This window comes from Peribacillus faecalis (assembly GCF_014712675.1).
Taxonomy (GTDB): Bacteria; Bacillota; Bacilli; order Bacillales; family DSM-1321; genus Bacillus_AD; species Bacillus_AD faecalis.
Window position 1 is genome coordinate 1 of the sequence record NZ_JACXSI010000017.1, and the last position, 20211, is coordinate 20211.

Here is a 20211-nt window from a genome sequence, read left to right on the forward strand (position 1 = left end):
CAGATATCAATGGAAATTAAATAAGATGACCCCTGTACAATACAGAGATCATCTTAATCAAGCAGCCTAAGGGCCTTTTTTATAAATGTCCTTTACAAAGGGTACATTTCAAAAAAGGACCGGTAACGGTTTTTATGATAGGGGGATTTTTCAGTGCCTGAGCTTCCAGAGGTTGAAACAATCAGGAAAACGTTAGAGCATTTGACAATCGGCAAGCAAATAGAGGATGTGACGGTTTACTGGCCGAAAATCATTAAAAAGCCGTTTGAACATGAGCAGTTTATTGATGCTCTCAAAGGGCAAACTATTGAATCCGTCGGCAGAAGAGGAAAGTTTTTAATCTTTTATTTGACAGACTTAGCACTCGTCTCGCATCTCCGCATGGAAGGGAAATACGGTGTTTTCCCTATTGATGAGGAAATAGATAAGCATACACATGTGCTATTCACTTTCACGGATGGAACGCAATTAAGATATAAGGATGTGCGTAAATTCGGTACGATGCATCTGTTTTTAAAAGGTGAAGAGTTATCTTCTTTGCCGCTATCACAATTGGGACCGGAGCCGCTGTCGGATGAATTCACAACGGAGTATATGATACAGAAACTGGGAAAAACAAGCCGCAACATTAAAGCGGTCTTGCTAGATCAAACAATTGTAGTCGGCGTCGGCAATATTTATGTGGATGAGTCATTATTCAGGGCGAAAATTCACCCGCAAAGAATGGCTTCATCGCTGACGAACGAGGAAATCGAGCGAATTGTCGCCGAAGTGAAAGCAACCCTTGCTGAAGCGATTGAGCAAGGAGGCAGCACGATTCGAACATATATTAATTCACAAGGGCAGATAGGCATGTTTCAGCAGCAATTGCTCGTTTATGGGCGCAATGGCGAACCATGCAAGGAATGCGGAAATGAAATAGAAAAATTGAAAGTAGCGGGCAGAGGCACTCATATTTGTCCGTCGTGCCAAAAGAATCTATAGACTTGCAACAATGTTTGGGCTCCCCCATATATTATCGTATTGATGGTAAGGGGGGAGCTTTTTTAGTTATGACGAACATAATGGCATTGATGCTACTAGCTTTTGCCGTCAGTCTTGACAGCTTTAGTGTGGGCTTTACGTATGGAATCAGAAAAATGAAAATCCCTTTATTTTCGATATTAATTATCGCCTGTATGTCTGCAATTACGCTTTTGGCAAGTATGCTCATAGGCGAATTAATAAGTAATCTACTTTCCCCGATGGTTGCAAGCAGAATCGGGGGGATTATCATTGTCGGTCTTGGTTTATGGATTGTTTGGCAAACGCTGAGATCGCCGGATGATCAGCGAGAGGAGCAACAGACATCAGCGGTCACGGAAGAAAAGGTAATTGCGACAATAGAAATGAAGTATTTTGGCATTGCAATTAATATTTTGAAGAAACCGATGGAAGCGGATATTGACCGGTCAGGGACTATTAATGGATTAGAGGCCATCTTACTTGGCTTAGCTCTTTCTTTAGATGCTTTTGGAGCGGGCATTGGTGCAGCGATGCTTGGCTTTTCCCCATTGATCTTGTCTGTGAGTATCGGCATTATGAGTTCTTTATTTCTGCTTATGGGCATGATTTTCGGAAATAAATTATCTTTTAGTAAAGCGGTAGGCAAGCTAACTTTCTTGCCTGGTGTTTTACTGATTGTCATCGGTATATTAAAATGGTAAACATAAAAACGGTCATAGCAATTTTGGAGAAGGAGAATTGTCTATATGTATAAAATCATCGGATTAACAGGCGGCATCGCAAGCGGAAAAAGTACGATCAGCAAAATGATTGAACAGCTTGGCTTTACTGTGCTGGATGCGGATATTGCTTCGAGAAAAGTGATTGAGCCGGGCGAAGAAGCGTATACAAAAGTGAAGGAAGCATTCGGGGAGCATATTTTCAATGAAGATGGAACATTGAATCGCGCGGAGCTGGGGAATGTAATTTTCAATAATGAAGAAAAGCGTTTATTATTAAACAGCATTATGCATCCGGCAGTTCGCAAATGGATGAATGATCGTCAGGAAGAAGCATTCAAACGTGGAGAGAAGGTTGTTTTTCAGGATATTCCGTTATTGTTCGAAGGAAATATGCAAAAAAGTTTCGATCATACTATTCTTGTGTATGTTGAGGCGGATGTACAGTTGCAGAGACTGATGGAAAGAAATAATTTCTCAAAGGAAGAGGCATTGGCACGAATTCGCTCACAAATGCCGCTATCAGAAAAACTGGCATTGGCTGATGAAGTCATTAATAACAATGGAACTGAGGAAGAATCTAAGCAGCAGTTATTGAATATTTTAAAAAAGCTGGAACTTCTATAGCTGGATAAAAGCGGTATCAGCATACATATTGTTGATGCTGCTTTTTTATTTGGGTTCCAATTAATCAAAAATATGTATGAATCGACGTCCAGCACCTAGCACCTAACGCACTTCCGCAACCTTCCTTCGATTAGTTAACATTGAATCACATGCGTTCTTCGTGTTTCCTTTGTCTTTGAAGAAAGGGTGGAACAAAGACTAAAACCGCCACATTCCTGTGGCAACGTCTTTGTGACTCTCATCCTGAGAGCCTCAGTTCATACGGTGCTAAACAGGATGCTTTCGCCTTTGTTTAAAAGTTATGAATTTTATAACTATTTAGGTTATCGCACATTTTAGTCGCATTTAAATCGATATATGTTATACTATTAATATCGAGTTGGATAAAAAGTATAACATTTATTCGGGAGGGGCCGAACAATGAAAGCAAAAATTGCGATTAATGGTTTTGGAAGAATTGGGAGAATGGTATTTCGTAAGTTAATGTCTGAAGATTCAGTTGAATTAGTAGCTGTAAATGCATCATATCCTGCAGAAACTTTAGCACACTTAATCAAATACGATACAAATCACGGGAAATTTGATGGGGATATTATTGCAGACGACAATGCATTAATCATAAACGGGAAACGTGTTGCGCTTGTAAACAACCGTGATCCAAAAGAACTGCCATGGAAAGAGCTTGGCATTGATATTGTTATTGAAGCGACAGGTAAATTTAACGCTAGAGAAAAAGCAGCATTACATTTGGAAGCTGGTGCGAAAAAAGTTATTTTATCTGCTCCAGGCAAAAATGAAGATGTAACGATTGTAATGGGTGTTAATGATGAAGTGTTGAACATCGAAGAGCATGACATTATTTCGAATGCTTCTTGTACAACAAACTGTTTAGCTCCGGTAGCGAAAGTGTTGGATGAGCAATTCGGAATTAAAAATGGCTTAATGACTACAATTCATGCTTACACAAACGACCAAAAGAACTTGGACAATCCTCATAAAGATTTAAGACGAGCTCGTGCATGCGCTCAAAGCATCATTCCGACTTCTACAGGTGCTGCTAAAGCTTTAACGTTAGTACTTCCTCAATTAAAAGGAAAGCTTCATGGTATGGCATTGCGTGTACCTACTCCTAACGTTTCGTTAGTGGATTTAGTCGTGGATGTAGAGCGTCCTGTAACTGCTGAAGAAATTAATCAGGCATTTGTTACAGCATCTGAAGGTTCATTGGAAAATATTTTGGCTTATACAGAAGAGCCATTAGTATCAATCGATTTTAATACAAATCCAAATTCAGCTATTATTGATGGCTTATCAACAATGGTTATTGGAGACAATAAAGTGAAAGTACTTGCTTGGTATGACAACGAGTGGGGTTACTCTTGCCGCGTTGTTGACTTAACAAAATTAGTGGCTGAAAAGCTCCTTCAAAATGAGCAAGTAGCAACACGATAAGAAAATAGATTATCGATCAGGCTAAAGACTATTGCGTCTTTAGCCTTTTTGTTATGACTTTGAATCTATTTTACAGAGGTCCGTTTAAACGTTAGAATAAAGGTAGCGAATGTATATTACATTTGTTTTTGGCTATTGTGGAAAGATATTGTTTTTAATAAGATAAATATACAAAATCTTGTATTTGTTTATGATAACGTTTGAAAAAGATAACGGAGTTGATAATATATGAAATGCCCTAGTTGTCAACATAATGGAACTAGAGTTTTGGATTCGCGTCCGGTTGATGAAGGGCGCGCCACACGAAGAAGAAGAGAATGTGAGAAGTGCGGATATCGTTTTACGACATTCGAAAAAGTTGAAGAAACTCCATTAATCATTGTGAAAAAAGGCGGCACACGCGAAGCTTTCTCAGGTGATAAAATTTTGCGCGGATTAATTAAGGCGTGCGAGAAGCGCCCGGTACCGCTAAAGGATTTAGAGGAACTGACGATGGAAGTCGAGAGAGAATTGCGTAGTAGCGGATCGTCTGAAGTGCAAAGTGAAATCGTCGGCGAAATGGTTATGAACCGTTTGGCAAAGTTGGATGAAGTATCATATGTACGCTTTGCTTCCGTTTACCGACAATTTAAAGATATTAATGTTTTTATCGATGAATTGAAGGATTTAATCAATAAAGAAAGATAAGAGCGAGCGAAAGAAAGGTTTGAATAGTAATGATCAATCATTGGCAACAACTGCTTCCGGTCGATGCCTATCGGGTGGCGACAAAAGGCATGCTAAGCGAATATGACCGGAAAATCATTGCGATGCTTTATCAGCCTTTAATCGGACCGATCAGCATTAGCTTATACATGACATTGTGGAGTGAGCTCGAAAGCAATCGGGTATGTTCGCAAGAAAGTAACCATTACGGGCTAATGAACATATTGGGATTGCCTTTAAATGAAATTTACGAAGCAAGAAAAAAGCTTGAAGGAATAGGGCTGTTAAGGGTATACAAAAAGAAAGTCGATGGAGAATCGGCTTCTTTCCTATATGAATTGATGGCTCCGCTTAATCCGGAGCAGTTTTTTACGGACGGCATGCTCAATATATATTTGTATAAAAAGGTTGGAAAAGCTCATTTCGCTAAGCTGAAACGTTTTTTCTCCGATGAAAATATAAAAAGTGACGGTTATGAAGAATGCACAAAATCGTTTACCGACGTTTTCACATCAGAACATATGGATTCGTTGTATATTTCAGATGAAGCGAAAGCGGACTTGGAAGCGGGCGAAGGGCAAGTTTTTGTCAGCAGTCAAGAGGCTCAAGAGCTTGAGGGCTTTATGGAGCATTTTGATTTTGGTCTGTTTTTTGCAGGAATTAAATCCGCGTTCCTTCCCGAAGAAGCTTTCACAAAAGAAGTACAGACAGCAATTGCCAAGTTGGCATTTATATACGGAATTAATCCGATTGCGATGCAGTCTGTCGTCATGAGCGCTGTGAACAACAATAATGAAATCGATATTGAAGAATTGCGGAAATCAGCTAGGAACTGGTACCAAATTGAATATAACAGCGAATACCCTTCATTAAGCGACCAAGTGCAGCCGGCTAAATATAGAACGGAAGCATCGGACAAGCCGCTTACGAAAGAAGAAGAGCGAATTCAACATCTTGAGCAAGTTTCGCCAAGGGAACTGCTTATACAACATAGCGGCGGCGGTGAGCCTTCGAGAGCGGATCTGCAAATCATTGAAGAAGTGATGCTAAAGCAAAAGCTTACGCCGGGAGTCATGAATGTATTGTTGGAGTATGTCATGATCATGACGGATATGAAGCTGTCTAAGTCTTATATTGAAAAGATTGCCGGACATTGGGCAAGAAAGAACGTCAAGACCGTAAAAGAAGCTATGGAATTAGCTAAAAAAGAATATAAGCAAGCGCAAAATAGAACAACTAAAAGCAATGTGAAGAATACCGGCGGCAATACTAACAAGAAGATTGTCCGTACGGAAATTGTGCCTGAGTGGCTGAAGAATAATGAATCAAAGGCGCAGAAAGCAGATTCCGGACAAAATACGAAGGAAGACAAAGAGTTTCTGGAAAGAAAACAAAAGCTGCAAGAGAAACTGAAAGAGAAATATAAAAAGAAAGGGTGAACTATATGAAGAAAATCAGTCAGGCCTTAACAGGTCTCACCCGTTCGAAAGATTTTTCGTCCCGATATGAGGCGTTGAAGAAGGAGACTTTAAGTCATCCGGATATACAATCGTTTTTGAAAAGCCATAGTTCTTCAATAGATGAAGAAATGATCGAAAAAAGCTTGATGAAGTTTTATGATTATACGACTCAGCAAAAGAGTTGCTCAAATTGCCCTTCATTGGATGAATGCAAAAACACAGTGAAAGGGTATATTCCTCATATGAGATTACAGGGCAGGTCGATTGATTTATTTTATGAACCTTGTGAAACGAGACGGAGAGTCGATCAACAGCGACAACGGGAGAAGCTGATTCAAAGTTTGTATATACCGAAAGATATTTTGCGGGCAACTTTATCTGAAATTGATATTAATAGCGAGCAAAAGGAAAATGCGGTATTGGCTGCCGATCGATTCATCGATGATTATATAACGGGCAAAAAACCGAAGTCACTTTATTTATATGGATCGTTCGGTGTCGGTAAAACGTATTTACTTGGGGCAATCGCAAATGATCTTGCGGATAAAGGCATTTCCAGCTTGCTTGTGTATGTGCCAGATTTTCTACGTGAAATCAAATCTGCAATCGGCGATAACACATTGAATGAGAAGCTCGACTATGTCAAAAAAGCGCCGATTTTGATGCTTGATGATATCGGAGCGGAAACGATGACGAGCTGGGCGCGCGATGAAATACTTGGTCCGATTTTGCAGCATAGAATGGCTGATGAGCTGCCGACATTCTTCTCTTCTAACTTCGATTTTAACCAACTGTACAATCATTTGACTTTCTCACAAAAAGGAGAAAAAGAAGAAGTGAAAGCTGCGCGCATTATGGAACGGATTAAAACGTTGGCTGAACCGTATTTTCTTGATGGGGAAAACCGTCGTTAATAAAAAGATGATCTCTTATGAGGTCATCTTTTTTATTGAAATTATTGAGTAGTACTTAAAAAGGACCGGTAACGGTTTTTTCTAGCTTCTTAGAAAGGATAAAATTTTCGAACGCAGATTGCTGTCTAACCTTATACCTGCCATGCTCGGTCCTAAGCCACCCCGCCCAAGAAACCAAGACCGGGTTTCTTGGGCGGTTCGTCTTAGTCCTTGTCTAGCTGCAGCGGCCAGCCCCTCGAGGTCATAAGCCAAATCACTCCGGAAATTTTACAATTTCCTGCGTGATTCGTCTTATGCTAGTCGGGGCTGAACGGGCCGCTTCCGCATTTCGGTTCCCGCATGGCTCCTTTTCCATTGAAGACAAATCAAGGAGTTAAATCAAAAATGAAAAAGGACCGGTAACGGTTTTTCTTTACACTTCTAAACAAGCTTCGAAACCCATATACATGTATAGAAGGTTCGTTTAGGGGGGGTTGAATTGATACAAATTCAATTTGATACAGAGAAACAAGCATCAAGAATACAATCAATATTAATAAAACAGCATGTTTTCGAAGAACAGCTTTCAAATATAAGTTATGATGGGAAAAACATGATTGCGATCACATTTACCGAAAGCAATATGGCTTCGATGATTCAGCTTATTAGAGATGGAATTTTAACATTCATCCAAGAAGATTTATTGCCGCAGTGGCTTTATAAAATTGTTTCGGAAAAATACTATTTTAGTGAAATGGATGAGTGTCGTGAGATTGTAGAAATCGCTTTAGCGATGATGGGAGAGAATGAAGCGCCATTTGAGGATTTTTGGAATGAACTGCAGTTGAAAGTACAGTATGGGCTTGTGCTCGTTTTCGAGAAGAAAATCTCATTTTCTTTTCCGTCTTTTTTGACATTCAGGATGCGCGGGGTGATGGATCATTTAATTGAATTTGTTGGAGATGCTATTTATGAATACAAAATGGAACAGGAATATCAAAGTTTTGTATATGCGCTCAGAAATCATATGCGTTCAGTTACGCCGAAAATGAAGCAATTGCATGTCTTGCATCAATATTACTTTCATTTTTATACGGAACAATTTTCAAAAATTGAACGATCACAGTTAAGGAAGTATATTGATAAAAAGCTACAATCGACTGTTCCAATGTATACAGATGAAAGCGTTTTGTCACCTCTCATCTCGATTGCACCTAAGCATTTGTTTATTTACAGTGACGAAGAAAATCATCCGCTCATCTTGACAATTCAGCGTATTTTTGAAGAAAGGGTGAGAGTGCTTCCATATAGAATGTTCAATATGAGGCAGAAGTTCTCGGGTGTCAAAAAATAAAAGCGGGGCTCTTGATTTTGCACATATAACAAATTATAATAACTTACATATTGAAGCAATATACGAAAAAAGTAATGATGAGGACATGAGTGATTTGTAACGGTTTTTTCAGAGAAGGAAGTCATCGGCTGCAAGCTTCCAAACTAGTGCTTATTGCTTACCACCTCTAAACTTCAGCTGTGAAACGATAATAGTAATAGCTGACGGTTGCTGCCGTTATCAGTATTTTTAAAGTGTCATTCTTATTTTGGAATGAAACAAGGGTGGAACCGCGGGTTATAATAATAGTAGCTCGTCCCTGTATTTTGTATACAGGGACGGGCTTTTTGTATGGATAAAAACTGATCCCTGTGAAAAACAAGAGGAGGAAAATATATGTCTGAAATGTTGAAAATCACTTTCCCGGATGGAAACGTGAAGGAGTTTGCCAAAGGAACTACTACAGAAGAAATCGCTGGTTCAATCAGCCCGGGTCTAAAGAAAAAATCAATCGCAGGTAAGCTGAATGGCGAATTATATGATTTAAAACGCTCGATTTTAGAAGATGGAGCGATTGAAATTATCACTCAAGATTCCCCGGAAGCATTGGAAATCTTACGTCACAGTACAGCTCACTTAATGGCGCAAGCGATCAAGCGTATTTACGGAAAAGATAATGTGAAGCTTGGTGTTGGTCCGGTAATTGAAGGCGGCTTCTACTATGATGTTGATGTTGATCAACCAATCTCAACTGACGATCTTGCTGCTATTGAAAAGGAAATGAAAAAAATCGTTAATGAAAACATTGAAGTTGTTCGTAAAGAAGTTTCTCGCGATGAAGCTCTTGAATTCTTCAAAGACGATGAATACAAAGTGGAACTGATTGGCGCAATCCCGGCTGATGAAGATGTGACAATCTATGAGCAAGGCGACTTTGCTGACCTTTGCCGCGGTGTGCACGTTCCTTCTACAGGTAAAATTAAAGAGTTCAAATTATTGAGCGTTGCCGGCGCATACTGGCGCGGAAACAGCGATAACAAAATGCTGCAACGTATTTACGGAACTGCTTTCTTTAAGAAAGAAGATTTAGCTGAGCATCTACGTTTATTAGAAGAAGCAAAAGAGCGTGATCACCGTAAAATCGGTAAAGAGCTGAACTTATTCACAACTTCGCAAAAGGTAGGACAAGGTCTGCCACTATGGTTACCAAAAGGCGCGACAATCCGCCGTGTAATCGAGCGTTACATCGTTGATAAAGAGCAACGTCTGGGCTATGACCATGTTTATACACCGGTATTAGGAAGCAAAGAGCTATACCAAACTTCAGGCCACTGGGACCACTATCAAGATGATATGTTCCCGCCGATGGAAATGGATAACGAAACACTTGTTATGCGTCCGATGAACTGTCCGCATCACATGATGGTATACAAAAATGATATCCACAGCTATCGTGAACTTCCAATCCGTATTGCGGAACTTGGCATGATGCACCGTTATGAAATGAGCGGAGCGCTATCAGGTCTTCAACGTGTACGCGGAATGACTTTAAATGATGCGCACATCTTTGTTCGTCCAGATCAAATCAAAGACGAGTTCAAACGTGTAGTCAACCTTATTCTTGAAGTATATAAAGATTTCGATCTAAACGACTACTCATTCCGTTTATCTTATCGTGATCCTGAAAATACAGAGAAGTATTATGATGATGATCAAATGTGGGAAAGAGCGCAAGCGATGCTGAAAGAAACAATGGACGAGCTTGGTCTTCCATACTTCGAAGCAGAAGGCGAAGCAGCATTCTACGGTCCTAAAGTCGATATTCAAGTGAAAACTGCACTAGGAAAAGAAGAGACACTTTCTACAGTTCAGCTTGACTTCTTATTACCAGAACGCTTTGATTTAACGTATGTTGGTGAAGACGGCAAGCAGCATCGTCCGGTTGTAATTCACCGCGGTGTTGTATCAACTATGGAACGCTTTGTTGCCTTCCTGATTGAAGAATATAAAGGTGCATTCCCGACTTGGTTAGCACCAGTTCAAGTTCAAGTGATCCCTGTTTCTCCTGAAGTACATCTTGACTACGCGAAAGAAGTACAAGAGCAATTGCAAGCTGCTGGACTTCGTGTCGATTTAGATAGCCGCAACGAAAAAATTGGCTACAAAATCCGTGAAGCGCAAATGCAAAAGATCCCTTACATGCTAGTTCTTGGAGATAAAGAAGTGGCAGAAAAAGCAGTCAATGTACGTAAATACGGCGAGCAAAAATCAGAAACAATGTCATTTGAAGACTTCAAAAACATGATTACTGCTGAGGTTGCGCGCTAAGCGAGAAGTATTTGTGAAAAATATATTGCAAAATACGACAGTATTTGATAACATAAGTTTTGTTGTTAAAACAATCTAGTCTAGTGAGAAGGCAGTTAATATATGATGTTGACATGTCTGAGTTACTATGATATAGTTCTAAGGTAGAAATTGAATACCAAGTTTGAGGAAAGAAGAGGCACCCGCTTCTCACCTGCTGACACGATTATGTAGTTTACAGGTCTTATGGTTTGATTATTTGACGTATGTCTAATTAGTCTATCATCAGTGTGGGTGTGCAAACATCCACACTTTTTTTATTGCGGATTAAATTCTTCAGTACGCAAACGAATGTATTCGAAAATAACCTTGGAGGTGGCTAACTATTAGTAAAGACATGATGGTAAACGAGGGCATCCGTGCCCGCGAAGTTCGTCTGATTGACCAAAATGGAGAACAATTAGGTATTAAGACAAAATTTGAAGCGCTGGAAATTGCCGCTCGTGTAAATCTTGATGTTGTGCTAGTTGCTCCTAACGCAAAACCCCCAGTAGCCCGTATTATGGACTATGGAAAATTCCGTTTCGAGCAGCAGAAGAAAGACAAAGAGGCGCGAAAAAATCAAAAGATCATCAGTTTGAAAGAGGTTCGTCTGAGCCCTACAATTGATGAGCATGACTTTAATACAAAGCTTCGTAATGCTCATAAATTCCTGCAAAAGGGAGATAAAGTTAAAGCATCCATTCGCTTTAAAGGTCGTGCGATTACTCATAAAGAAATCGGACAGCGCGTATTGGACCGCTTCTCTGCGGAGTGCAGCGAACTGGCTACGGTAGAGCAAGCTCCTAAGATGGACGGACGCAGCATGTTCTTAATCTTAGCACCGAAAAACGAAAAGTAATTTTTAGATTGTATTGAGGAGGAAATCCATATGCCTAAAATGAAAACTCACCGCGGTTCTGCAAAGCGTTTCAAAAAGACAGGATCTGGTAAGCTTAAGCGTTCAAACGCATATACTAGTCACTTATTCGCAAACAAATCTACTAAGCAAAAACGTAAACTACGTAAAGCTAGCTTAGTAAGCAAAGGCGATTTCAAACGCATTCGCCACATGTTAGACAACATTAAGTAATTAATCGTTCGATCGATTTATATAGGAGGGAATTACATGCCACGTGTAAAAGGCGGTACTGTTACTCGCAAACGTCGTAAAAAGGTTCTTAAATTAGCTAAAGGTTATTATGGTTCAAAACATACATTATTCAAAGTTGCTAACCAACAAGTAATGAAATCATTAATGTATGCATACCGCGATCGTCGCCAAAAGAAACGCGACTTCCGCAAACTATGGATTACTCGTATCAATGCAGCTGCTCGTATGAACGGTCTTTCTTATAGCCGTTTAATGCACGGCTTAAAGCTTGCTGGTATCGAAGTTAACCGTAAAATGTTAGCTGACCTTGCAATTGCTGACGCTGCTGCGTTCACTGAATTAGCAAACGTTGCTAAAGCTCAACTTGAAAAATAATTCTCATTCATATTAATGAATAGAGAATAGATAGCCATTCTCTTTTGAGGATGGCTTTTTTGCTTCTATACAAAGTATAATTTCTAGAAGAAAATTACTGTCTAACCTTATACCTGCCACGCTCGGAGGCCAACAGGATGTAGGTCATATCGGCGAAGACATGCGGACGTGGCGTTCTTAGCCGATGCTCCTTTTTTCCACCCCACCCAAGAAACCAAAATCGGGTTTCTTGTGCGGTTCGTCTTAGTCCTTGTCTAGCTGCAGCGGCCAGCCCCTCGAGGTCATAAGCCAAATCACTCCGGAAATTTTACAATTTCCTGCGTGATTCGTCTTATGCTAGTCGGGGCGGGCCGCTTCCGCATTTTGGTTCCCGCATGGCTCCTTTTCCATTGAGGTGAAATCAGGGAGTGAAATCAAAAATGAAAAAGGACCGGTAACGGTTTTTCTATTGGAGGGATACTTATGAAGTTTGTGTATTATTATATGATTGCGGTCAATATTGTCGGATTTGCTATCATGGGCAGAGATAAGCAACTTGCCAAAAAGAAGCAATGGCGGATTTCTGAGGCGGCACTTTGGTCAGTCGCTTTCATTGGAGGTAGCATTGGAGCGACAATCGGCATGCGCTATTTCCGTCATAAAACTAGACATACGGCTTTTAAAATGGGGTTGCCAATCTTAGCAGCTATACAAATAGCGCTCATAGTTTTTCTTCGTTAAATTTAAATATCTGATTCGGCTCTTCTCCAGTCAATAGTTGCAGACGGGTAATGCCGGTATAGAATTTTTTCAATTTCATCAACATCATCCGAATTAAGATTTCTTTTTGATTGCCAGTCATGAAGCCAAATGAAAATCGATGTAACCTCACTAGTTTCATTCGGATATTTCTCTCCTTCAAACAGCAGGCCTTTATAAGTCAGAAGAAAATTTTTACGTACATCAGCGGGGTCATCGAGCATATAGAAGGCTTTTCTTTTTTGTGCCGATTTTAATTTTCTGAGCGGTTTATTTACAAATTTTATGGTTATATATAATACAATAAGAAAAATTAGCACCAGAAAACTATAGATTAAAATCATGCTATACACCCCTAGACAATAGATTTGTATCTTTTTTACGTATAATACAATTAAAAGTTTCGGAATGTTGAAAAGAAATGGGACTTCCAGTCGCAAATTTATTCAGAAAAGAGGGCCGACATGCATATTACCAAAATAGAGGATTTAAAGACGCTTCATCATCAGTCGTTGGACTTGGGAAATGAAGTGCTTGAAAATAGATATTTACATATTATGATCGTATTAGCAAACCTTGCGAATACAATGACTAGTCTTGAGAGTGAAGAAAATACCGCTGTTTTGCGAACAGAACTGCTTTCTCAATATAAAGAAGGTATTCAGTCAATTTTGTTGCTTGGAGAAGAGTGCGGTTTTGAGGCGGAGTGGATGGAGGACTATCCGCATATTAAAGTGAATGGAGACTTGTCAACTCACTTAATGCAACTGCTGGAGGCTATTGCATTATTTAGGGTGAAAAAATCTGCGATTATGTATAAAGCGTTGTTGTCACAATACTTGCAGCTCGGAAAAATGTTAGGGATTGAATTGGAAGATATCACGATTGAATCGCTTCAGAGTTAAGGAAATTAGAAATTGTGCAACTGATTGTTCGTTTGTATATAATAGCTGTATGAGTCAAATTTTTTCAGGAGGCACTTGAATGACTAAATTAGATGAAACTTTACATATGCTTAAAGATTTAACAGATGCCAAAGCGATACCAGGCAATGAAAAAGAAGCGCGTGACGTTATGAAAAAATATATATCGCCATATGCAGATGAAATAAGCACGGATGGCCTTGGCAGCTTAATCGCGACAAAAACAGGTGAAGAAAATGGTCCGAAAATTATGATAGCTGGCCATTTAGATGAAGTCGGCTTCATGGTTACACGTGTGGATGACAAAGGTTTTGTTTATTTCCAAACAGTCGGCGGCTGGTGGTCTCAAGTTATGTTGGCGCAACGCGTTACGATCGTGACGAAAACAGGCGAGATTACAGGTGTGATCGGTTCAAAACCGCCGCATATTTTATCGCCTGAAGCGCGTAAAAAAACGGTTGATATTAAAGACATGTTCATTGATATCGGCGCTTCTGCAAAAGAAGAAGCGAAAGAATGGGGCGTTCGCCCGGGAGATATGGTCGTCCCTCATTTTGAATTCACAGTGATGAACAATCCGAAAATGCTTCTTGCTAAAGCGTGGGATAACCGTATCGGCTGTGCAATTGCTATTGATGTATTGAAAAACTTAAAAGACGAAAAACATCCGAATGTTGTCTACGGTGTCGGTACAGTGCAGGAAGAAGTAGGCTTGCGCGGAGCAAAAACATCTACGTTCAAAGTTCAGCCGGATATCGCGTTTGCAGTTGATGTCGGTATTGCCGGGGATACACCGGGAGTTACCGATAAAGAAGCGATGGGCAAACTGGGCAACGGTCCTGCTATTGTTTTGTATGATGCGAGCATGGTATCTCATAAAGGGTTGCGTGATTTCGTGACAAATGTTGCCGATGAAAAAGGCATTCCTTATCAATTTGACGCAATACCGGGCGGAGGAACAGACTCCGGAAGCATTCATATAACTGCTAACGGTGTTCCTGCTTTATCAATTACAATTCCAACTCGCTACATTCATTCGCATGCAGCCCTATTGCACCGTGATGATTATGAAAACACAGTGAAGCTGATTACAGAAGTTGTTAAAAAACTAGACAGAGAAACAGTCAATCGAATTACGTTTGATTGATTAATTGCAGTAGCCGTGATTGCGGCTGCTGTTATTTATTTTGTTCCAGGTACATAAAACAATGAAAATAACCGTTGAGAATGTCTTTTCTCAACGGCCTGGAATAGCAGTCGCACTCACGATTGCTATTTGCTTAATCCGCTTTCTAATACAGTGAGCATTTCTTTCTTTTCTTCATCACTGGCATTTTGCCAAATGACCTCGAAAAGCACGCCAAGTCCGGGCAACATTTTTTCCTCGCCGCTTTGAATAGCATCGGCAATTGTGTTCTTTAGCTGTTCCTGACTATTTCCTGATACGTTATGAAGTATTGCATGGCGCAAGTTCAAACCCATAAATAATCCCTCCATTTCCTTGCATTTATTATTTTTTCACAGCTATTGATTTATTATGTATGCAGTTTAGGCTATAATAGGACAATCGTAAAAGAAGAAAAGGAGAGGATGAAAGGATGAACTTCATTCAATCTGCCAAAAATGAAAAGGTAAAAGCATGGAAGAAGCTTCTGACGAAGAAAGGCCGTGACAAATCAGGACAATTTCTCGTTGAAGGTTTTCATTTAGTGGAAGAAGCTTTAAATAAAGATTATGTAATCGCTATTATCGCTGATGAAGAAACAGCGATCCCGCGCACATGGAATGTGGATGGTATCGATTTATATACAACGACAGCGGCGGTTGTAAAGGAACTTGCTGAAACAGAAACTTCACAAGGTATTTTTGCTGTTTGCGAGAAAAGAGAATGGAAGGACGCAGATTATCGTAAATTATTATTGTTAGACGGTGTGCAGGATCCAGGTAATATCGGAACTATTATTCGAACAGCGGATGCAGCAGGTGTAGATGCGGTCATTTGCGGCGATGGCTGTGTAGATGTATACAACAGCAAGGCGCTTCGTTCGACGCAAGGGTCCATTTTTCATCTGCCGGTCATTAAATCAAATCTGCCTCAATATATCGAATCGCTTCAAAGCAGAAACATCCTGGTCTATGGTACATCTTTGCAAAATGCAGCAGATTACCGTGAGACAGCGCCACAAGAAAGCTTTGCTTTAGTCGTCGGTAATGAAGGAAACGGTGTCAGCGAAGAAGTGCTGAATTTGTGCAATCAAAATCTTTACATCCCGATCCACGGCGGAGCAGAGTCATTAAACGTAACAGTGGCAACCGGGATTTTGTTGTATCACCTATATAAATAAAGCTTTTTGCTGTCGATTGGAGTGGAGGGCAGCGACTCCTGCGCTGTAAGGAGGTTTGACGCAACGCCTCAGCACGGAAGCGTCCGTCTGTAACGGAATCGACAGTGCGCAAATTGATAAAATAGACGCGCACAGTTGCAACTGCGCATAAAAGTCTCTATAATATGATGGTATAATAATATAAGCAAAAGCTATGACAGAGAAAAGTAACTCTTTACGGACCATACAGGGAGGAAATGCCGTTTGATTGAGAGCATTTTCATGATGAAGAAAGAGCGAAGTTCACCTCTCGAGCTGACATCGGGACCGCAAATTTTTGCGTAAAGATGCTCCGGTTGTAACAACCGTTAAACCAATGAAGCAGTGTGCAGATTATTTGTACATTAACAAGGGTGGTACCGCGACGATTATACCTCGTCCCTTATATGGGAACGAGGTTTTTTTGCGTCTAAAATTACCTGCTTACAACCGAAGATAAAACTATTCAGTAATGAAGTGACATACCGATGATTGAATCGGAAAACAAAGGAGGAAATGAACGATGCAGGAAACATTAAAACAACTGCAAGCAGAAGCGCTTCAAAAGATTGAAGCGGCAACTGATTTAAAAGAACTTAATGATGTTCGTGTTGCTTATTTAGGGAAAAAAGGTCCAATTACAGAAGTGCTACGTGGAATGGGCAAACTTTCAGCTGAAGAACGTCCCAAAATGGGTGCATTAGTAAACGTCATTCGCGAAGAAATTTCAGCAGCAATCGAAAGCAAACAAACAGTTTTAGAAGAAGCAGCAATCAATGCGAAATTAGCGGAAGAAACAATCGATGTTACACTTCCTGGCTATGAAGTGAAAGTTGGTAACCACCATCCTCTAACAAAAATCGTTGAAGAAATGGAAGACCTGTTCATGGGAATGGGCTATGAAGTGGCAGAAGGACCTGAAGTAGAACAAGACTACTATAACTTCGAAGCGTTGAACTTGCCTCAAGGTCATCCGGCGCGCGATATGCAAGACAGCTTCTACATTACAGAAGATACGTTAATGCGTACGCATACATCTCCTGTTCAAGTTCGGACAATGTTAAAGCATGCAGGCAAAGGTCCTGTTAAAATCATTTGTCCTGGTAAAGTGTATCGCCGCGATAATGATGACGCGACTCACTCTCACCAATTCATGCAAATTGAAGGTCTGGTAGTAGATAAAAACATTTCAATGAGCGATTTAGCGGGTACGCTTGAAGTGTTCGCGAAGAAAGCATTCGGCCAAGAGCGTGAAATCCGTATGCGTCCAAGCTTTTTCCCATTCACTGAGCCATCTGTTGAAGTAGATATTTCTTGTAAAATTTGCGGAGGTAAAGGCTGCAGCGTATGTAAAGGAACTGGCTGGATTGAAGTATTAGGTGCAGGTATGGTTCACCCGAACGTATTAAGAATGTCGGGCTTCGATCCGGAAGTATATTCTGGTTTTGCCTTCGGTATCGGTGTGGAACGTATTGCGATGCTGAAGTACGGTATTGACGATATCCGTCATTTCTACAGCAATGATATTCGTTTCTTAAAACAATTTCACACTCATGAAGGATAATTAAAGGAGGGAAAACAGACAATGTTTGTTTCATATAAATGGTTACAGCAATATATTGATTTAGATGGAATTTCAGCTGCTGAGCTTGCTGATAAAATTACGAAAAGCGGCATCGAAGTTGAAGGAGTAGAACAAAAGAGCGAAGGCATTAAAGGTGTAGTCGTTGGTCACGTTCTAGAAAAAGTAAAACATCCTGAAGCGGATAAATTAAATGTGTGCCAAGTGGATATCGGTGCAGAAGAGCCAGTGCAAATCGTGTGCGGCGCAGCAAACGTTGACGCAGGGCAAAAAGTAGCGGTTGCAACAGTGGGTGCTGTTCTTCCAGGCAACTTTAAAATTAAAAAAGCGAAGCTTCGCGGTCAAGCTTCTCACGGTATGATTTGCTCGCTTCAAGAATTAGGCTATGAAAGCAAGCTAATCGCAAAAGAATATAGCACTGGAATTTTCGTATTCCCGAACGATGTCGAAGTAGGAACGGACGCTCTTGGGCAACTGAATCTGGATGACGAAGTGCTAGAACTTAGCTTAACGCCAAACCGTTCTGACTGCTTAAGCATGCTAGGTGTGGCTTATGAAGTTGGCGCGATTTTAGGAAAAGACGTGAAATATCCGGAAAGCACTTATACAGCAGGCTCTGAAAAAGCATCTGATTATGTTTCTGTTGAAGTGGAAGCGAATGAAGAAAATCCGCTTTATACAGCAAAAATCATTAAAGATGTGAAAGTCGGGCCATCTCCGTTATGGATGCAAAATACGTTAATGGCTGCAGGAATTCGTCCGCACAATAACGTAGTGGATATTACAAACTATGTATTATTAGAATACGGTCAACCTTTACATGCATTTGACTACGACAAGCTTGGTTCTAAAAAAATCGTTGTCAGAAATGCAAATGAAGGTGAAACAATCATGACGCTTGATGATGCTGAGCGCACATTAAAAGCGCACAATCTTGTAATCACTAACGGCACAGAGCCAGTAGCTCTTGCTGGTGTAATGGGTGGAGCAAACTCAGAAGTGAGCGATGAAACAACAACTGTATTGTTAGAATCAGCATACTTCGCGGCATCATCTGTTCGCAAAACGTCTAAAGAGCTTGGTCTTCGCAGTGAAGCAAGCGCTCGTTACGAAAAAGGTGTTGATCCAAACCGTGTTCGTGCAGCAGCGGAACGTGCAGCAACTTTAATGGCTGAATATGCAGGCGGCACAGTATTAGAAGGAACAGTTGAAGTCGACACATTAACAGTTGAGCCTGCTGTTGTTTCAATCACTCTTGAAAAAATCAACACATTATTAGGCACTGCTTTAACAATGGCTGAAGTAGAAGCGATTTTTGCGAAGCTGAAATTTGAAACAACTGTAAATGGTGATGAAATTACTGTTACAGCGCCAACTCGCCGCGGCGATATTACGATACCGGAAGATTTAGTAGAGGAAGTTGCTCGTCTTTACGGATACGACAACATTCCTAAAACACTTCCAAACGCAAGTGGAACAGTAGGGAAACTTTCTGACTATCAAGCGAAACGCCGTGCAGTGCGTCGTTATTTAGAAGGAGCAGGTCTATACCAAGCAATCACTTACGCATTAACTTCTCCTGCAAAAGCACAAGCATTTGCTCTTGAAGTGAAAGATACAGTGAAGCTGTCAATGCCAATGAGTGAAGAGCGAAGCGTTCTGCGTCAAGCAATAGTACCTCAACTTCTTGAAGTATTAAAATACAACGTAGCTCGTCAAAATGATTCTGTTGCTTTATACGAAACAGGCACAGTTTTCTTGCACACAGCAGACAATGAGCTGCCGGAAGAAAGAGAGCATGTGGCAGGTGCATTAACTGGACTATGGCACTCTCAAGCTTGGCAAGGTGAGAAGAAAGCATTAGACTTCTTTGTAGCAAAAGGCATCCTAGAAGGCTTATTTGAAAAGCTTGGCGTAAGCGGACAAATTGCATTTGCTGCAGCGCAAATCGATGGTATGCATCCTGGTCGTACAGCGAGCGTATCACTAAATGGCACTTACATCGGTTATGTCGGTCAAGTGCATCCGAAAGTGCAACAGCAATATGATATTAAAGAAACATATGTATTCGAATTATCATTACAAGCATTGCTGCAAGCGGAAGTAGCTCCAATCGCATATACTAGCATTCCGCGTTTCCCTTCAATCACTCGTGATATCGCATTAGTCGTAGACTCTGCGACAGTTGCAGGTGATGTGCAAGCAATCATAACAGAAGCGGGCGGCAAATTGCTGAAAGAAGTTTCTGTATTTGATGTGTACGAAGGAGAACATATGGAAGATGGCAAGAAATCCCTTGCATTCTCGCTTAAATACTTCGATCCGGAAAAAACATTAACAGACGAAGAAGTAACAAAAGCACATACAAAAGTATTGGATGCAGTAAAAGAAAAAGCAGGCGCTGAATTGCGCGGTTAACAAATAGAAAAGGCCTTACTTACAATTATTTTCCAATTTGTAAGTAAGGCTTTTTTGTAGGGAAAAGTAAGTGTTATCATTGGGAAAAGGAGAATCATTGTTATTTAGTGCAGTTAATCTAGGAAATTATAACTAAGTATTCATTATTATTGAAAATG

Annotated in this window: 21 protein-coding genes and 2 other annotated features; of the genes, 19 read left to right on the forward strand and 2 right to left on the reverse strand. The window is 40.4% G+C overall.

Annotated elements, in window-relative coordinates; translation table 11 throughout:
• The 14 genes from IEO70_RS20435 to IEO70_RS08260 all read left to right on the forward strand — a co-directional run.
• A partial coding sequence (locus IEO70_RS20435) for an IS3 family transposase (protein ID WP_407948906.1) occupies positions 1–70 on the forward strand: 70 nt, incomplete at its 5' end.
• A gap of 83 nt (positions 71–153) precedes the next feature.
• Positions 154–984 (forward strand): DNA-formamidopyrimidine glycosylase, encoded by an 831-nt coding sequence (gene mutM / locus IEO70_RS08200; RefSeq protein WP_190997893.1) that lies wholly within the window; start codon positions 154–156, stop codon positions 982–984.
• Positions 985–1052: 68 nt separating this feature from the next.
• Positions 1053–1706: a sporulation membrane protein YtaF gene (gene ytaF / locus IEO70_RS08205; RefSeq protein ID WP_190997894.1), complete on the forward strand. Its 654-nt coding sequence runs from the start codon at positions 1053–1055 to the stop codon at positions 1704–1706.
• A 45-nt stretch (positions 1707–1751) separates the two neighbouring features.
• Positions 1752–2351 carry a dephospho-CoA kinase gene (gene coaE, locus IEO70_RS08210; RefSeq protein ID WP_190997895.1) on the forward strand — a complete coding sequence of 200 codons (600 nt, stop codon included), beginning with the start codon at positions 1752–1754 and terminating at the stop codon, positions 2349–2351.
• Between the two features lie 420 nt (positions 2352–2771).
• Positions 2772–3803 (forward strand): glyceraldehyde-3-phosphate dehydrogenase, encoded by a 1032-nt coding sequence (locus IEO70_RS08215; RefSeq protein WP_190997896.1) that lies wholly within the window; start codon positions 2772–2774, stop codon positions 3801–3803.
• Between the two features lie 228 nt (positions 3804–4031).
• Positions 4032–4490, forward strand: a complete 459-nt coding sequence (gene nrdR / locus IEO70_RS08220; protein ID WP_190997897.1) for a transcriptional regulator NrdR — start codon at positions 4032–4034, stop codon at positions 4488–4490.
• A 29-nt stretch (positions 4491–4519) separates the two neighbouring features.
• A complete protein-coding gene (locus IEO70_RS08225) occupies positions 4520–5947 on the forward strand; it encodes a replication initiation and membrane attachment family protein (RefSeq protein WP_190997898.1) in 1428 nt (475 codons plus the stop codon).
• 5 nt (positions 5948–5952) lie between these two features.
• Entirely contained in the window at positions 5953–6882 is a 930-nt protein-coding gene (dnaI, locus tag IEO70_RS08230) for a primosomal protein DnaI (protein WP_190997899.1), read from the forward strand.
• Between the two features lie 478 nt (positions 6883–7360).
• The gene (gene ytxC, locus IEO70_RS08235) at positions 7361–8215 is read left to right on the forward strand and encodes a sporulation protein YtxC (protein ID WP_190997900.1); all 855 of its coding nucleotides are present in this window, start codon (positions 7361–7363) and stop codon (positions 8213–8215) included.
• A 65-nt stretch (positions 8216–8280) separates the two neighbouring features.
• Positions 8281–8518 (forward strand) — a binding site (T-box leader).
• A gap of 72 nt (positions 8519–8590) precedes the next feature.
• Entirely contained in the window at positions 8591–10522 is a 1932-nt protein-coding gene (gene thrS / locus IEO70_RS08240; protein ID WP_190997901.1) for a threonine--tRNA ligase, read from the forward strand.
• 164 nt (positions 10523–10686) lie between these two features.
• Positions 10687–10825: a sequence feature (ribosomal protein L20 leader region), on the forward strand.
• A 73-nt stretch (positions 10826–10898) separates the two neighbouring features.
• Positions 10899–11402: a translation initiation factor IF-3 gene (infC, locus tag IEO70_RS08245; protein WP_190997902.1), complete on the forward strand. Its 504-nt coding sequence runs from the start codon at positions 10899–10901 to the stop codon at positions 11400–11402.
• Between the two features lie 30 nt (positions 11403–11432).
• Positions 11433–11633 carry a 50S ribosomal protein L35 gene (gene rpmI / locus IEO70_RS08250; protein WP_034309070.1) on the forward strand — a complete coding sequence of 67 codons (201 nt, stop codon included), beginning with the start codon at positions 11433–11435 and terminating at the stop codon, positions 11631–11633.
• A 36-nt stretch (positions 11634–11669) separates the two neighbouring features.
• Positions 11670–12029 carry a 50S ribosomal protein L20 gene (gene rplT, locus IEO70_RS08255; protein ID WP_190997903.1) on the forward strand — a complete coding sequence of 120 codons (360 nt, stop codon included), beginning with the start codon at positions 11670–11672 and terminating at the stop codon, positions 12027–12029.
• 462 nt (positions 12030–12491) lie between these two features.
• The gene (locus tag IEO70_RS08260) at positions 12492–12749 is read left to right on the forward strand and encodes a DUF1294 domain-containing protein (RefSeq protein WP_190997904.1); all 258 of its coding nucleotides are present in this window, start codon (positions 12492–12494) and stop codon (positions 12747–12749) included.
• 2 nt (positions 12750–12751) lie between these two features.
• Here the strand turns inward: IEO70_RS08260 and IEO70_RS08265 are convergent, their stop codons facing one another.
• Positions 12752–13111: a sigma-w pathway protein ysdB gene (locus IEO70_RS08265; RefSeq protein ID WP_190997905.1), complete on the reverse strand. Its 360-nt coding sequence runs from the start codon at positions 13109–13111 to the stop codon at positions 12752–12754.
• Positions 13112–13231: 120 nt separating this feature from the next.
• On the opposite strand from IEO70_RS08265, the gene IEO70_RS08270 reads away from it, so the two are divergent.
• Together IEO70_RS08270 and IEO70_RS08275 are read left to right on the forward strand one after the other, a co-directional pair.
• Positions 13232–13672 (forward strand): hypothetical protein, encoded by a 441-nt coding sequence (locus IEO70_RS08270; protein WP_190997906.1) that lies wholly within the window; start codon positions 13232–13234, stop codon positions 13670–13672.
• Between the two features lie 79 nt (positions 13673–13751).
• Positions 13752–14837, forward strand: coding sequence for a M42 family metallopeptidase (locus tag IEO70_RS08275; RefSeq protein WP_190997907.1), 1086 nt, complete (start codon positions 13752–13754; stop codon positions 14835–14837).
• A gap of 125 nt (positions 14838–14962) precedes the next feature.
• On the opposite strand, the gene sspI is transcribed toward IEO70_RS08275, so the two are convergent.
• The gene (gene sspI, locus IEO70_RS08280) at positions 14963–15172 is read right to left on the reverse strand and encodes a small acid-soluble spore protein SspI (RefSeq protein ID WP_190997908.1); all 210 of its coding nucleotides are present in this window, start codon (positions 15170–15172) and stop codon (positions 14963–14965) included.
• Positions 15173–15288: 116 nt separating this feature from the next.
• Here sspI and IEO70_RS08285 point away from each other — a divergent pair, with 116 nt between their 5' ends.
• The 3 genes from IEO70_RS08285 (at position 15289) to pheT (ending at position 20053) form a co-directional block, all read left to right on the forward strand.
• Positions 15289–16035 (forward strand): TrmH family RNA methyltransferase, encoded by a 747-nt coding sequence (locus IEO70_RS08285; RefSeq protein ID WP_190997909.1) that lies wholly within the window; start codon positions 15289–15291, stop codon positions 16033–16035.
• 541 nt (positions 16036–16576) lie between these two features.
• A complete protein-coding gene (gene pheS, locus IEO70_RS08290) occupies positions 16577–17617 on the forward strand; it encodes a phenylalanine--tRNA ligase subunit alpha (protein WP_190997910.1) in 1041 nt (346 codons plus the stop codon).
• A gap of 21 nt (positions 17618–17638) precedes the next feature.
• A complete protein-coding gene (gene pheT / locus IEO70_RS08295) occupies positions 17639–20053 on the forward strand; it encodes a phenylalanine--tRNA ligase subunit beta (RefSeq protein WP_190997911.1) in 2415 nt (804 codons plus the stop codon).
• Positions 20054–20211: the final 158 nt, after the last annotated feature.